Annotated in this window: 16 protein-coding genes and 1 riboswitch; of the genes, 3 read left to right on the top strand and 13 right to left on the bottom strand. The window is 55.6% G+C overall.

Translation table 11 applies throughout. The features are described from left to right. Positions 1 to 25: 25 nt before the first annotated feature. From metK to miaB, 8 genes are all read right to left on the bottom strand, one after another. Positions 26 to 1,207 (bottom strand): methionine adenosyltransferase, encoded by a 1,182-nt coding sequence (metK, locus tag AC0L7R_RS03115; RefSeq protein WP_473658742.1) that lies wholly within the window; start codon positions 1,205 to 1,207, stop codon positions 26 to 28. A gap of 7 nt (positions 1,208 to 1,214) precedes the next feature. Continuing rightward, a riboswitch (SAM-SAH riboswitch) is annotated at positions 1,215 to 1,262 on the bottom strand. A gap of 36 nt (positions 1,263 to 1,298) precedes the next feature. Further along, on the bottom strand, positions 1,299 to 2,798 hold the full coding sequence (gene lnt, locus AC0L7R_RS03110) for an apolipoprotein N-acyltransferase (RefSeq protein WP_473658741.1): 1,500 nt from the start codon (positions 2,796 to 2,798) through the stop codon (positions 1,299 to 1,301). Next, complete coding sequence (locus AC0L7R_RS03105) at positions 2,791 to 3,681, bottom strand: hemolysin family protein (protein ID WP_348108220.1); 891 nt, start codon at positions 3,679 to 3,681, stop codon at positions 2,791 to 2,793. Before AC0L7R_RS03105 ends, lnt begins: the two co-directional genes overlap by 8 nt. A 34-nt stretch (positions 3,682 to 3,715) precedes the next feature. After that, entirely contained in the window at positions 3,716 to 4,204 is a 489-nt protein-coding gene (gene ybeY / locus AC0L7R_RS03100) for an rRNA maturation RNase YbeY (RefSeq protein ID WP_473658740.1), read from the bottom strand. 33 nt (positions 4,205 to 4,237) lie between these two features. Continuing rightward, on the bottom strand, positions 4,238 to 5,266 hold the full coding sequence (locus AC0L7R_RS03095; protein WP_247129666.1) for a PhoH family protein: 1,029 nt from the start codon (positions 5,264 to 5,266) through the stop codon (positions 4,238 to 4,240). 154 nt (positions 5,267 to 5,420) lie between these two features. Continuing rightward, positions 5,421 to 5,753, bottom strand: coding sequence for a hypothetical protein (locus tag AC0L7R_RS03090; RefSeq protein WP_247129699.1), 333 nt, complete (start codon positions 5,751 to 5,753; stop codon positions 5,421 to 5,423). Between the two features lie 11 nt (positions 5,754 to 5,764). Further along, the gene (locus tag AC0L7R_RS03085) at positions 5,765 to 6,373 is read right to left on the bottom strand and encodes an OmpA family protein (protein ID WP_348108222.1); all 609 of its coding nucleotides are present in this window, start codon (positions 6,371 to 6,373) and stop codon (positions 5,765 to 5,767) included. A gap of 186 nt (positions 6,374 to 6,559) precedes the next feature. Beyond that, on the bottom strand, positions 6,560 to 7,888 hold the full coding sequence (miaB, locus tag AC0L7R_RS03080; protein ID WP_473658739.1) for a tRNA (N6-isopentenyl adenosine(37)-C2)-methylthiotransferase MiaB: 1,329 nt from the start codon (positions 7,886 to 7,888) through the stop codon (positions 6,560 to 6,562). 127 nt (positions 7,889 to 8,015) lie between these two features. Here miaB and AC0L7R_RS03075 point away from each other — a divergent pair, with 127 nt between their 5' ends. After that, complete coding sequence (locus AC0L7R_RS03075; RefSeq protein WP_247129663.1) at positions 8,016 to 8,876, top strand: glycosyltransferase family 2 protein; 861 nt, start codon at positions 8,016 to 8,018, stop codon at positions 8,874 to 8,876. Here the strand turns inward: AC0L7R_RS03075 and AC0L7R_RS03070 are convergent. The 3 genes from AC0L7R_RS03070 to irr all read right to left on the bottom strand — a co-directional run bounded on the left by AC0L7R_RS03070 (position 8,873) and on the right by irr (position 10,768). Then, on the bottom strand, positions 8,873 to 9,418 hold the full coding sequence (locus tag AC0L7R_RS03070; protein ID WP_473658738.1) for an REP-associated tyrosine transposase: 546 nt from the start codon (positions 9,416 to 9,418) through the stop codon (positions 8,873 to 8,875). The two genes, AC0L7R_RS03075 and AC0L7R_RS03070, sit on opposite strands and share 4 nt — an antisense overlap. A 58-nt stretch (positions 9,419 to 9,476) precedes the next feature. Then, positions 9,477 to 10,235, bottom strand: coding sequence for a hypothetical protein (locus AC0L7R_RS03065; protein ID WP_247129661.1), 759 nt, complete (start codon positions 10,233 to 10,235; stop codon positions 9,477 to 9,479). Positions 10,236 to 10,351: 116 nt separating this feature from the next. After that, on the bottom strand, positions 10,352 to 10,768 hold the full coding sequence (gene irr, locus AC0L7R_RS03060; RefSeq protein ID WP_247129660.1) for a Fur family transcriptional regulator Irr: 417 nt from the start codon (positions 10,766 to 10,768) through the stop codon (positions 10,352 to 10,354). A gap of 177 nt (positions 10,769 to 10,945) precedes the next feature. Here irr and fabA point away from each other — a divergent pair, with 177 nt between their 5' ends. Together fabA and AC0L7R_RS03050 are read left to right on the top strand one after the other, a co-directional pair. Further along, positions 10,946 to 11,455 carry a bifunctional 3-hydroxydecanoyl-ACP dehydratase/trans-2-decenoyl-ACP isomerase gene (fabA, locus tag AC0L7R_RS03055; protein WP_473658737.1) on the top strand — a complete coding sequence of 170 codons (510 nt, stop codon included), beginning with the start codon at positions 10,946 to 10,948 and terminating at the stop codon, positions 11,453 to 11,455. A gap of 5 nt (positions 11,456 to 11,460) precedes the next feature. Further along, a complete protein-coding gene (locus tag AC0L7R_RS03050) occupies positions 11,461 to 11,814 on the top strand; it encodes a hypothetical protein (protein ID WP_473658736.1) in 354 nt (117 codons plus the stop codon). 11 nt (positions 11,815 to 11,825) lie between these two features. Here AC0L7R_RS03050 and AC0L7R_RS03045 read toward each other — a convergent pair whose 3' ends face one another. Both AC0L7R_RS03045 and AC0L7R_RS03040 read right to left on the bottom strand, forming a co-directional pair. Further along, positions 11,826 to 12,578 carry an SDR family oxidoreductase gene (locus AC0L7R_RS03045; protein ID WP_473658735.1) on the bottom strand — a complete coding sequence of 251 codons (753 nt, stop codon included), beginning with the start codon at positions 12,576 to 12,578 and terminating at the stop codon, positions 11,826 to 11,828. Between the two features lie 61 nt (positions 12,579 to 12,639). Next, positions 12,640 to 13,272 carry a MarC family protein gene (locus AC0L7R_RS03040; protein WP_247129656.1) on the bottom strand — a complete coding sequence of 211 codons (633 nt, stop codon included), beginning with the start codon at positions 13,270 to 13,272 and terminating at the stop codon, positions 12,640 to 12,642. Positions 13,273 to 13,373 lie beyond the last annotated feature (101 nt).

The following is a 13,373-nucleotide window of genomic DNA, read 5'->3' as shown; positions in this document are numbered from 1 at the left end:
GATATTCGTCTCGTGTAATTGCGGCTTAAACAGCAGCTTTCAGGGCATCAACCAGATCGGTTTTTTCCCACGAGAACCCACCATCTGCATCCGGTGCGCGGCCAAAGTGACCGTAGGCCGCTGTCCGTGCGTAGATCGGGCGGTTCAGTTGCAGGTGTTCGCGAATACCGCGTGGTGTTAGGTCCATCACTTCGGCGATGGCTTTTTCGATCTCCGTCTCGTGGACTTCACCGGTGCCATGCAAGTTCGCGTAGATCGACAGCGGTTTGGCCACACCAATCGCATAGGAGAGCTGGATCGTACATTTTTCAGCCATACCAGCAGCCACAACGTTTTTCGCGAGATAGCGCGACACGTAGGCGGCAGAGCGGTCAACTTTGGTCGGGTCTTTGCCAGAAAACGCACCGCCACCATGCGGGGCCGCACCACCGTATGTGTCCACGATGATTTTGCGACCTGTCAGGCCCGCGTCGCCGTCAGGACCACCGATGACGAAGATCCCTGTCGGGTTCACCCACCATTTGGTTTCTGGCGTGATTAGACCGTCAGGCAGCACGTCGCGGATGTAGGGTTCGACGATCGCACGGATGTCGTCGCTTGTTTGCGTTTCATCGGAATGCTGCGTGGACAGAACGATGGATGTGACTTCAACCGGTTTACCGCCAGCGTAGCGCAAAGACACCTGACTTTTCGCGTCAGGGCGCAATGTTGGTTCGGTCCCGTCTTTACGCACTTCGGCCAAACGCCGCAGGATTGCGTGGGAATACTGGATCGGGGCCGGCATCAGTTCTTCGGTTTCAGTTGTGGCGTAACCAAACATGATCCCTTGGTCGCCAGCGCCTTCTTCCTTGTCCACAGCCGCATCGACACCCTGCGCGATATGCGCGGATTGTTCGTGCAGAAGGTTTGTGACCTTGCACGTTGCGTGGTGGAATTTGTCTTGCTCGTAGCCGATGTCTTTGATGGCGCCGCGCACGATGCCTTCAACCTGACCCATGTATTCTGTCAGCTTGCTTTGATCGGACAGGCCAACCTCGCCGCCAACAACGACACGGTTTGTCGTTGCGAATGTCTCACAGGCGACCCGCGCCTCTGGTTCTTCTGCAAGGAACGCATCCAGAATGGAATCTGAAATACGGTCGCAAACCTTGTCAGGATGCCCTTCGGAAACGGATTCCGAAGTGAAAATATAGTCTTGTCTGGCCATGAGATAGTGCTCCATTAAATCAATCTGCCACGTCAGGAAGCCGTTGTGGCAGGCTAGCATTGGACCTAGGCCTCTCCCCCCCTAGGGTCAACTAAAATTGTCGGCGACGCAAAGTCAGGACGCACAAAGCGGCAAAAAGCAACACCAAGACCGGATAGTCGCCATACCTGCTGTAAGGAGTCGGCGGGCGGACATGGGGCAGAGCGACATCAAGGAAACCTTTCGTATTCATCGGGATTGATGCCGTGATCTGACCGTATGGATCAATCATCGCACTGACGCCTGTGTTTGCGACGCGGATCATCGGGATACCCTGTTCGATTGCCCGCAATCGGGCCTGCGCGAGATGTTGGAATGGCCCTGCGTCTTTGCCGAACCACGCATCATTCGTGATGAGAACGAGCGCGCGCGGTCGTACGTCCGTTCCGCCGACTTCTTCCGCAAAAATGCCTTCGTAGCAGATCAGGGGCCGGATTGGCCCGATGCCGGGCACGTCAATCGTGCGGCGGCCTTGTCCGGGGGTGAACCCACCGCCGTAGGACGACCCGAAACCTTGAACACCCAATTCGTGTAGCAAATCACCACCGGGCACATATTCGCCGAAAGGCACAAGGTGCTGTTTGTCATAGAAAGCGTCAATCACGCCGCCGCGCCCCAGCAGAATGAAACTGTTGTGGTACAGACCGCCTTCGGCCCTGTTCACGCCGACAATCAGAGGCGCACCGCGCGCCGCATCTGCGACCGCTTCGAGTTCGCTATCCGCGTAGTTCAGCAGCGTCGGTATTGAACTTTCGGGCCAGACGATCAGATCAGGCACGTCGCCTTCGCCAGTGTATCCAATCATCCGTTCAAAGAAGATGTGGCGTTTGTCGATGTCCCATTTTTCGTCTTGCGGGGCGTTTGGCTGGATGAGGCGGACGATAGTGCTGCTGTCGCGCGGGGCGGTGTTGAAGCGGGTGATGCCGAAACCAAACACAAGGATCGCGATGATCCCTATTCCCAAGAAACTCGCACCGTATCGTTCTGTCCCAAAGGCCGCGCAACTCAACGCAAGCGTAACGACCGTCAGCGATAGCAAATGCGGACCACCGAGTGCGGCAAATTCGGACACCATGGGAACTTCGAGCAAAACATGCCCAAGTAGCGCCCACGGAAATCCGGTTAGGATCAACGACCGCAAGGCTTCGACCCCGACGATCAACAAACCAAGGCTGATCATGCCGCCATTGTAGAACCTGCGACTAAGCCCTGCCGCCAGCATCCAGAAAAAGGCAAAGCCCGCAGCCATCAGGACCAGCGCAAACGGCGCCATCCATCCGTCACGTTCCACATGAACGAGGAACGGCGAAATGATCCAGCGCAGTGAAAAGCCGAAATAGCCAAGGCCCAGCGCCCAGCCGTGCCAAAGCGCTGTCCGTACATCGGGCGCGTTGCGCATCAGTACAAAGGCCACCGCAAGTGCGGCGATACTGATGAACCAAAGATCAAAGGGCGCGTGACCAAGGCCGATCAACACACCAAGCAACGCAAGACAAAGCCCGCGCAACCGCCAGCCAAGACCGGCAAAGCGCATCGCCATCGCGTTAGCCATCTACGGCATCAGGCAATCGCACGCGCAGCCGTTTGATCCGGCGCGGGTCAGCATCGACAACTTCGAATTCGATTCCGTCTGGGTGGCTTACGATTTCACCGCGTGCAGGCACATGACCAGACAACATGAAGACCAACCCGCCGAGCGTGTCGATTTCTTCTTCGTCAATCTCGTCGTGGGCCGTCAGGACGATCCCGATCTCGGATTCAAACGGTTCAAGCTGTGTCTTTGCGAGCGCAGAATAAACACCGGGGCTTTCCTGCACCCATTGTTTTTCTTCCTCGTGGTCATGTTCGTCTTCAATCGCGCCAACGACCTGTTCGATCAGATCTTCGATTGTGACAAGCCCGTCGGTCCCGCCGTATTCATCGATCACCAACGCCATGTGTTTGCGTTCCTGCTGCATCTTCTGCAGCAAAACGCCCAACGGCATGGATGGCGGCACGAACAACAATGGCCGCAGGATTTTGCGAAGATCAAATGCACCGGCATCCTGTTGGAAACCATACGCCAGCGCGAAGTCTTTCATGTTCACGTTGCCAAGCGGCGTATCAAGCGTGCCGTCAAAGACGGGCAGCCGTGTCAGTCCGCTTTCGCGGAACACGTCCATCAGATCGCTTTGGGAATGCGTGATTGGTACTGCCACGATGTCCGACTTCGGAATTGCGACATCTTCGACCCGCATGGACCGTAGGTTCCGCATCCCAGGCATGGCCGGTTGTGGATATATCAGATGCGGCTTGTCCGTGTCTGACTCAGGCGTATCGCCCGGACCACTAAAGGCATCAAAGAAACGGCCAATAAAGCCGCGGTTCATTTCTTCACTTTCCTCACCCAGCGCGCGTTGCGCCGCGTTAGAGGAGCCGTCCGTTGTGTCGCCCATTCATCCTTGCCTTAAACACACCCAAATACGCGGGTTATTCCCTATATGGGTCAGCTAACCCCAAATTGCCAAGGATTTCCGTCTCTAAACCTTCCATAAGGGCGGCATCCGGCTCATTTTCGTGATCGAAACCCAAAAGATGTAAGGTTCCGTGAACAATCAGATGGGTCACATGGTCCTTGAAAGGCTTTTCCTGTTCATCGGCTTCGCGCGCGCAAGTGTCATAGGCAATTGCGATATCGCCCAGTTCGCTATCAGGCCCCGGGGTCGGCAGCGTTGGCATTTCGCCCTGCACTTCAGCGGCGCGTTCATCAGATGGCCAGCTGAGCACGTTCGTGGGTTTCGCCTTTTCGCGGAAGTCTGCGTTCAGCACTGCGATACGTGCGTCGTCGCAAGCAAGCAGGCTGATTTCGAACGCGGACGGATCGAGCCCCAAGTGAGCCAGCGCCGCGTTCGATGCCAATTCAGCCACAGCTTCAAGATCCGCCCAGCGCGGATCTTCGATCACGCAATCAACGGTCACGATCGCAGCTCGATTTTTCGCGGTAAAACCAGATCACTTGGGATCGTCTGCTTCGTAGGCTTCGATGATCGCTGCAACCAGCGGGTGGCGCACGACATCTTTTGAGGTGAAGTAGTTGAAGCTGATCTTCGGGATTGTTTTCAACAACCGTTCGGCATCCCACAAGCCAGACGTCACCCCACGCGGCAAATCGATCTGGGTTCGGTCACCAGTGATGACCATCCGCGATCCTTCGCCCAAGCGCGTCAGGAACATTTTCATCTGCATCGGCGTCGCGTTTTGTGCTTCGTCCAGCACAACAAACGCCCGCGACAACGTCCGGCCCCGCATGAACGCCAAAGGTGCGATTTCGATCCGTTTCTCTTCGATCAGCTTCGCGGTTTGCTTACCCGGCAAGAAGTCATTCAGCGCATCATAAAGCGGCTGCATGTACGGATCGACTTTGTCTTTCATATCGCCCGGTAGATACCCAAGCTTTTCGCCCGCTTCGACCGCTGGCCGCGACAGGATGATCCGGTCGACTTCTCCGTTGATGTACATGTTCACCGCGACCGCGACAGCAAGGTAGGTTTTACCTGTCCCCGCAGGCCCGATCCCGAAGGCGAGTTCTTTGTCGAACAAAGACCGCACATAGGCCTTTTGCGCTTCTGTACGTGGTTCAACCAGTTTCTTGCGCGTCTTGATTTCGACGCGTGCCCCGCTGACGCCTTTGAACAGTTCTTTCTGATCACCCGGTTCTGCGCCGCGCACCTCTGCCGGACCCATCCGCAATTCGCGGTCAATGTCGCCGTCTTCCAACGATTTGCCCGCCTCAAGCCGCCCGTATAGCGATTTCAGCACATCAATTGCGTTCTTGCGCGGCTCTTCTTCACCGATCACCGCAAGTTCGTTGCCGCGCCGGATAATCTGAACCGATAGCCGATCTTCGAGGGTCGCGAGATTGCGGTCAAATTCACCACATAGGTCAATCAGCAGGTAATTGTCAGGGAATGCGAGCAATGATTCAGACACATCATCACCGGTGTGAACATCGTCGTTCGTGGTCTGGTCGCTAGGGGTCAATCAACTCTCCTGATCAAGCGGTTCTGAAACTCGTATTTGTATCGTTGCAAGATGCGCAGGTAGGCGCAAGTGCAGCATGCGACAAGAGCCTAAAACATGAAAAAAGGCCGCGGGATGAACCGCGGCCTTTTAGGAAAATCTGAAATGCCCGAATTTAGAGCGGATCAGGAATGTCTGTACCTTCACGGAACGGGCCAGTCGCTGTCGCAGGCGGCGCCACACCGGAACACACAGGGCGCCCATCTGGTGTCAGACGCTCTGACAGGTAACCTTCGACGCCATCGTCGATGATCCAGTGATCACAGCCGTTTGGATCGACCCAGATACCAGCAACAAGCTGGGACAAGGATTTGCTGTCACGGCCCGCATCGAATGTGCGTTCCAGACCTGTACGCTGTCCACCTTCAAGCTGGCTTGCAAACAAATCAACGCAGCCTGACAAGGACAAGCTAGCAACGAGCAGAGCGGAAACTTTTACCATTTTCATCATACTGCTCCTTACTTCAGACAAATGATTTCGACGCGACGGTTCGCGGCGTATGCAGCAGCAGATGTACCTGCCTGTGCTGGGCGACGTTCACCGAACCCGCGAGATTCAACAACGTTAACACCAGCGTCTTGGGCAATGCCTGCAACCATATCGGCGCGGCGCTGTGAAAGACGCATGTTGTATTCGTCTGACGCGTTTGCATCTGTGTGGCCGTGGATCAGAACACCGTAAACGCCGAGGTTCGCGAAGTAATCCATCAGCTGTGCCTTGCGGCCCTCAGGGATCCATGGCTCGTCGTTGGCGAACAATGTGTCGGATGGCACAACACCGCAGACTTCTTGGCGGCGGCAAACTGGGCTGCCGTCACGGTTACGGTGTGGTGACATGAAGCCTTCGAAGCCGTCGTCGAACACCCAGTGTTCACACCCATCCGGATCAACCCAGATTGTTGGCGTGTATTCTTCACCAACAATTGTGCGTGTCCCGTTCGCAGCTTCTGCGACAACTTCTTGTGCGGATACGGGAGCCGCAATCACCATCAACGACAAGGATGCCGCCGCTGCAATTGCACTCACCGCACGCGATGATTTTATGACATTCTTTTTCGCCACGACCATATCCTCGTTTTGCGTCTCTATAACAAAGACGGAACCTTTTACCGTCTACTCGCCTTACATTGGACATAGTTCTACCAGCATTGGGTCACTTTGAAAGAACTAATAACCACATATTGTGTCCGCGTCGGAAACAGTGACTATTAACACCCAACATTAACGTTAACGTAACAACAAATGCCGCCCCAATTATGGCGCGCCCGTCACGATTCCGCCCAAAGAGTTACTTTCTGATCTGGTGATTCTCACTTTTCGAACCTGACCGATCACGTCCATGGGCGCTTCTGCGAAGACGGCATGAAGGTATTCGGATTTCCCGATCATCTGCCCTGCTTCGCGACCGGCCTTTTCAAACAGGACTGAAACTTCGCGACCGACCATGCTTTCCTGTGTCTCAACCTGTTGTTCGCGCAACAAACTTTGCAGACGTTGCAAACGTTCGTTCATCACGTCTTCTGGCAGCTGAGGCTTTTCTGCCGCTGGCGTTCCGGGCCTTGTTGAGTACTTAAATGAGTAAGCCTGCCCGTAGTGGACTTCGCGGATCAGGGACATCGTATCTTCAAAATCCTGATCAGTCTCGCCCGGGAAACCGACGATAAAGTCACCCGAAAGCAACAGATCCGGGCGTGCGCCGCGGATGCGTTCGATCAACCGAATGTAGCTTTCGGCTGTGTGTTTGCGGTTCATTGCCTTCAAAATGCGGTCTGACCCCGCCTGAACGGGCAAATGCAGGTAAGGCATCAGTTTCGAACAGGTGCCGTGTGCATCGATCAAAGCGTCGTCCATGTCGTTCGGGTGCGACGTCGTAAAGCGGATGCGTTCCAAACCGTCGACTTTGTCCAAGTCCCAGATCAGACCCGCCAAACCGCCGTCGTGGCCGTGGTATGCGTTGACGTTCTGGCCCAGCAACGTGATTTCGCGCACGCCGCTTTCCACCAGTTCGTTGGCTTCACGAATGATACGATCCGCAGGGCGCGACACCTCGGCACCGCGCGTGTAGGGCACAACGCAGAACGCGCAGAATTTGTCGCAACCTTCCTGAACGGTCAGAAACGCAGTTGGTCCGCGCTTTGCTTTGGACCGTTTTGTCAACGTCTCGAATTTGTCGTCATCTGGGAAATCGGTATCGAGCGCCTTTTTGCCCGCTTGCACAGCTTCATCCATTGCAGGCAACCGGTGGTAGCTTTGTGGCCCCACGACCAGATCAACCATCGGCTGGCGGCGCATGATTTCTTCGCCTTCGGCTTGGGCCACGCATCCGGTTACGCCAAATTTCAGATCAGGCTTTTCATCTTTCAACGCTTTCATACGGCCAAGTTCCGAATACACCTTTTCAGCCGCCTTTTCGCGGATGTGGCAGGTGTTGAGCAGGATCATGTCTGCGTCTTCGGGTGACTTGGTTTCGACATACCCTTTGCCGCCCAGCGCTTCAGCCATGCGTTCGCTGTCATAGACGTTCATCTGACATCCATACGTCTTGATATATAGCTTCTTTGGGGCGGGCGTGCGGTCTGACATCTGTGACATCCTAGCGAGTGCGAAATCAGTCGCTGTCCTACCCTGCACCGCCCGCGCTTGCAATGCAGGCAAACTTCACGGCAAAAGAGACGTAAGAGCAGTAGTTGATCCATACATGGACCCGGACATGACGTACCCTGATTTAGCCAGTTTCCTGCGCACCGGCAAAGCCGCACTTGCCAAGGGGCCTATCGGATTGATCATGGTCGAAGACAACGTCGAAATCAGATCGACGATTGATCACCACCTGCGGGCCGGTTTTCAATCGCTTGTCGTCTTTGCCAGCGACGAAATCGCGCCGCTGGGCGGGTTAGATGACTGCGTCCACTGGGTCGGCCACGATATGTCAGACGACGGCGCGCTGGAAACGGCGGTGAATAGCGTTATCGCAGCAGCCCCCGGCAAATGGTTATACTACTGTTATAACGGCGAATATCTACACTACCCGTTTTCCGAAGACCGCACGGTCGGCGAAATGCTGGCCTTTAACGCCGAAGAACGGCGCGAGACGATCCTGACCTTCACGGTCGATCTGTATGCAGGGGATTTGACGGAATCGCCGAACGCCGTTTCGTTGGAAAATGCGTATATGGACACGTCCGGTTATTATGCGCTGGCCCGGTGGAACGGTCAGGAATACGAAGATCGCCAGCTGGATTTCTTTGGTGGTTTGCGGTGGCGGTTTGAGGAACATGTGCCTTGGGTGCGTCGCCGGATCGATCGCGTCAGCCTGTTCCGCGCCCGTCCCGGTTTGGAATTGCAGGGCGATCACACCTTTAACATACCGGAATTCAACACCTACGCCTGCCCATGGCATAACAACCTAACGGCAACGATTTGCTCGTTCCGCACGGCAAAAGCATTGAAATCGAACCCCGGCAGTCGCGATGCGATTCAGGATTTCAGATGGCGGTCATCCACACCCTTCGAATGGTCATCGACACAGTTGATGAACCTTGGGCTTATGGAACCGGGTCAGTGGTTTTAGAATAAGGCGTCTGCTACTGGCCTTGAAACCGTTGCCGCAGGCATCGCGACCTTCGGTGCAAACCTGACACCCTGCCCCCGCGTATGGAGCGATGACAACGCCCAATCACCGGGACGCGACACCAGACCTTCTGACACCGGCGCATGGATAATCAGGTGTTCGTGCAGGTCGTAGTCGGATTGATCGCGAATATCGTGTTGCCAAAAACTGCGCTGCCAGATGCCTTTTTCCCGACGGCGGATCATCGCGGGGGATAGATCAGCGGTGTCCGGTTTAGGGCAATGCCGCGAAAAGGTGGATTTGACGATCCGCCAACGCGCGGCATGATCGTCGTCCTTGTCCGGCAAGCTCCAGATCATATGTAGGCGCGCGGGTAAGACCACGGCAGCCATGATTTGAAACGGCATCGATTTTCGGCAAACCCGAAAGGATTGGCGTAAGATATCCACTTGATCAACAAGCAGACGCGACTGCGGATCTTGCAGACGCACTGTGAAGAACGTGGCATTTGTGGCGAGCGCGGGATGAATGAAACTGGTCATACCCCAAGATAGCTATGTCTTGGTTAATAGAATCTGAATCGCTGTCGCACAGTCCGTATTAGCCGATTTGTTCTTCGTCCAAACCACTATGAGACGGTAGGTCATCGGAAGGCTTTTCAAAGCGTTTGAACAAAGCGAGATCAGCTTTGCTTTTGGTCAGCCATGACAACCCAAAAGCCCAGATGCCCATCGCTTCGAACCAGAAGATCAGATTGTAGTCCAAGACCATTTCCCGACCGACGCCGCCGACAAAGCGCTTAAAGATGACTGCAACCGCCGTTAGGACAAGTGCCGCGACAATCCCCCAGCCGCACGCGATGTAGACGCGTCTGCGGCCCATCGAACAGGTGCGCGCAAATTTCACGAAGCAGAACGCGGCCAGACTGGAAAAGAAAACAAGCGCGGACAGGTAGTGGATGATCGGCGTGAATTCCGCGCCGAGCATGTTCTGCGTCATGCTGGTCACCGTCACCCCGCCCCCTTCATTCGGGAAGAACGCGACGCCAAAGGCCCCGATCCCAGCGGTGGTTGCCAACCAATCATCGTCGATCCATTCCCCTGCTTCGCGGCGATAGCCACGGTAGGAAATCAGAAACACGCCAATAGCGCACAACGTCCCCACAAAAATGTCGCGGTAGGTCGTGTGGTAGAAATCGCTGATCGTAGGTTCAATCCGGCCCGTTTCAGCGTCAATACGTGGGTGATCAAGTAGACCGCCAAGTACCAAGACAAGCGGCAAACACATGCCAAGAATGCCCAGCGCCGTGCGGACGCGCGTGAATGACAGAACCAAATCGGCCCGATGTTGTTCTGGCATGAAAGCTGCCCCCGAAATCGACTTAAAAAAATTCCTGCGGAATAGCAGGTGTATAATGCCGATAAGACTGACAGCGTGTTTCTACTGAATCAAGGTCAGCGAAACCCGACCTGACATTAAGTGCGGCGCAGCCGAATCACGACATCAACAGATGCGATTTCAGCGCCAGCCGGAACGTCAGGCAATTTTGCGATTTCCAACTGTTCAGCGGCTGCATCGGTCAGCTTGTGATCGTCTTCCCAGTAGAAATGCGGGTGATCGCTGATGTTGGTGTCGAAATAGCTTTTTGATCCGTCGACGGTAATCTCGCGCATCAGGCCCGCATCACAAAACGCACGCAGCGTGTTGTAAACCGTGGCCAGTGACACTTTTTCACCGTGCTTGGACGCCGCATCAAACAGGCTTTCGGCTGTGACGTGCCGGTTCTGACCATCGCCCACAAGCAATGTCGCAAGCGTGACACGCTGGCGTGTTGGGCGCACGTCGGCTGTTGCCAGCCATGATGTGCCGCGGTCTGTTGCTGTCTCGATCATCGACGGTCGTCTCCTTGCCTCTCTTAATATGGGTAAAAAACCGCTAGGATCAAATGAAAACACTTTTTCTGCATCGGATTTGGCTGATCTGACAGGCAAAGGGCACACCACTTGCCCTTAAGTTACCGCAAATGATACAGGTGAGCCAAAGCAACTAACCAAAAAAGAGCCAGTCCATTGTCACAATTCCCGAGCAGTTTTAGCAAAGAAGACCTTTTGAAATGCGCGGCAGGCGACCTGTTTGGTCCCGGCAACGCGCAGCTTCCTGCCCCGCCAATGTTGATGATGGACCGGATCACAGACGTATCCGCAGACGGCGGCGCGCATGGCAAAGGTCATATCGTCGCTGAATTCGACATCAATCCAGACCTGTGGTTCTTCGAATGTCATTTCCCCGGCAACCCGATCATGCCCGGCTGTTTGGGCCTTGACGGTCTGTGGCAGCTGACCGGTTTCAACCTTGGCTGGCGCGGCTGGCAGGGGCGCGGTTATGCGCTGGGCGTAGGCGAAGTGAAACTGACCGGCATGGTCCGCCCAGAGCGTAAGATGCTGACCTACAAAATTGATTTCACCAAAGCGATCCAGACACGTCGTTTGACGATGGGTGTCGCCGACGGGATCGTCGAAGCGGACGGCGAAGTCATCTATCAAGTGAAAGACATGAAAGTCGCGTTGAGCGAGAGCTAAAGCCCTTGACGCGCAGTCCTTTCACATTTCACGAACTCGCAATCGTCGGTCTTGCGGCGATTGCACCTTGCCCCGCCCTAGCGGACGCCGCGAACGCGCTTTCGCATGTCTTTGAAGAAGAACTCGGCGGCGTTTATTCCCAAGGCTGGTACGCACAGACCGTCGAAAATCGAAATGGGTCTGGCACAAATCTTTATGTCGTGGGCGACGGTAAGTCTGGCGACTTTCACGGGATACTGTCGGTCGATTGCGACACGCCGCAATATTCGAAATGGCTGGCTACGGGTGGTGTCGTATCGCCCGATGCAATCCCTTCCGAAGCCGTGATCGGATTTCGCAAAATGGCCTGCGAACACTAAGCCGCGCGCGGCTAGTCCCGCAACGCAGGCAACCCGACCCCTGTGCTTTCAAACCCGCCGTCTGCCGCGACGATCTGACCTGTTACGAAGCTCGCTTTTTCTGAACAGAGGAAGGTGATTACCTCTGCGATTTCGCGTTCTGTTCCGTAGCGGTTCAGTGGCAGCGCGTCGTGGTACGCCGCGATGATTTCGGGCGAATGCACTGCCATGGCCAGCTTGGTCCGCACTGGTCCGGGGCAGACGCAATTGGCGCGGATGCCGTATTCGCCCAATTCCGCTGCTTGCTGTTTCGTCAGTTGGATCACGGCCGCTTTGGATGTGCCGTAGGCCACACGTAGCGTGGACGCCCGAAGGCCAGAGATGGACGCGATGTTCAAAAGCGCCCCCTTGGTTTCGCGCAATGCCGGAATGGTCGCCTGCGACACGAGGAATACACCGTCCAAATTGGTGTCCATCACCCGCCGCCAGCGTGCGAAGTCGGTTTCTTCAATCGGGCCAAAGTCAGCCACGCCTGCGTTATTCACCACCGCGTCGATCCGACCGAATGTGCGGGTCACATCGGACACCATCGCATCCACGTCATCGGGCGATGACACGTCACACACAAAGGGCGACGCATCGTTTAGGCTAGCCGCAACGGTTCCCAGTTCGTCGGCGTCCTGATCCACCATCGCCACGCGCCAGCCCATTTCGATAAACAACTGTGTCGTGGCAAGCCCGATACCGCGGGCCGCCCCTGTGACCAAAGCTACTTTGTCTGACATGTTAACCCGTTCCTGATCGCAATATTCTTGACGAAAAGGATAGCATCACATTGCGGCCTGTTTAGCCAGTGACGTTGATGATCCCGAGAACCTCAAACCCGTTGAAGATGGAATCGACCGCGATAGTCGCAAGAATAATCCCCATCACGCGACTGATCACGCTGGCCCCTGTGTTGCCGATAATTTTGAAAATCTGTCCGGCGGCCAGCAGCAACAGCAGTGTAAACAGCAGGACCGCGATCAGAAGCCCTGCGGTAACGGCTTGTTCGGCCACAGTATTCCCACGGTTATCGGTTAGGACCACGATCCCCAGCATCGCACCGGGTGATGCGATTGACGGCATCGCCAGCGGAAAGACCGCGCCGGACAGGTGATCGCGTTCGGCCTGATTGATTTCATCGGCCGGTTTTGAGTCGCCAAAAATCATCGACAGCGCGAACAGGAACAGCACGACACCGCCCGCCACCTGAAACGATCCCAACCGCAGACCAAGCAATTCGAGCACATATTGGCCCGCGACAAGGAACCCCAACAACACCAGCGTCGCGATCAGGACCGCGCGCGCGGCGAACCTGCGGTGCAATTCGACCGGAACCGCCGCCGTCGCGAACAAGAATACCGGCACACTGCCGATAGGGTCGATCACAACAAAGATCGTGATGAGCTCGCGCAATATTCCGGCCCAGTCGATCATACTTACCTCATCTACCGAAAGGACCAACAATTCGGCCCAAATTGAATTCACCCTGAAATAGCATGTCACAGATACGAATGCACCTGAACGGGCGCCCCTTT

The organism is Yoonia sp. D2-7 (assembly GCF_055809435.1).
Note: the sequence above shows the minus strand (reverse complement) of the source record. Positions and strands in the feature narration are given on the sequence as shown.

What these genes read in the sequence shown, in the direction of transcription:
- metK (WP_473658742.1), bottom strand. Translation starts at nt 1,207, where the DNA reads ATGGCCAGACAAGACTATATTTTCACTTCGGAATCCGTTTCCGAAGGG.
- lnt (WP_473658741.1), bottom strand. Translation starts at nt 2,798, where the DNA reads ATGGCTAACGCGATGGCGATGCGCTTTGCCGGTCTTGGCTGGCGGTTG.
- AC0L7R_RS03105 (WP_348108220.1), bottom strand. Translation starts at nt 3,681, where the DNA reads ATGGGCGACACAACGGACGGCTCCTCTAACGCGGCGCAACGCGCGCTG.
- AC0L7R_RS03090 (WP_247129699.1), bottom strand. Translation starts at nt 5,753, where the DNA reads ATGAAAATGGTAAAAGTTTCCGCTCTGCTCGTTGCTAGCTTGTCCTTG.
- AC0L7R_RS03085 (WP_348108222.1), bottom strand. Translation starts at nt 6,373, where the DNA reads ATGGTCGTGGCGAAAAAGAATGTCATAAAATCATCGCGTGCGGTGAGT.
- miaB (WP_473658739.1), bottom strand. Translation starts at nt 7,888, where the DNA reads ATGTCAGACCGCACGCCCGCCCCAAAGAAGCTATATATCAAGACGTAT.
- AC0L7R_RS03075 (WP_247129663.1), top strand. Translation starts at nt 8,016, where the DNA reads ATGACGTACCCTGATTTAGCCAGTTTCCTGCGCACCGGCAAAGCCGCA.
- AC0L7R_RS03070 (WP_473658738.1), bottom strand. Translation starts at nt 9,418, where the DNA reads ATGACCAGTTTCATTCATCCCGCGCTCGCCACAAATGCCACGTTCTTC.
- AC0L7R_RS03065 (WP_247129661.1), bottom strand. Translation starts at nt 10,235, where the DNA reads ATGCCAGAACAACATCGGGCCGATTTGGTTCTGTCATTCACGCGCGTC.
- irr (WP_247129660.1), bottom strand. Translation starts at nt 10,768, where the DNA reads ATGATCGAGACAGCAACAGACCGCGGCACATCATGGCTGGCAACAGCC.
- AC0L7R_RS03045 (WP_473658735.1), bottom strand. Translation starts at nt 12,578, where the DNA reads ATGTCAGACAAAGTAGCTTTGGTCACAGGGGCGGCCCGCGGTATCGGG.
- AC0L7R_RS03040 (WP_247129656.1), bottom strand. Translation starts at nt 13,272, where the DNA reads ATGATCGACTGGGCCGGAATATTGCGCGAGCTCATCACGATCTTTGTT.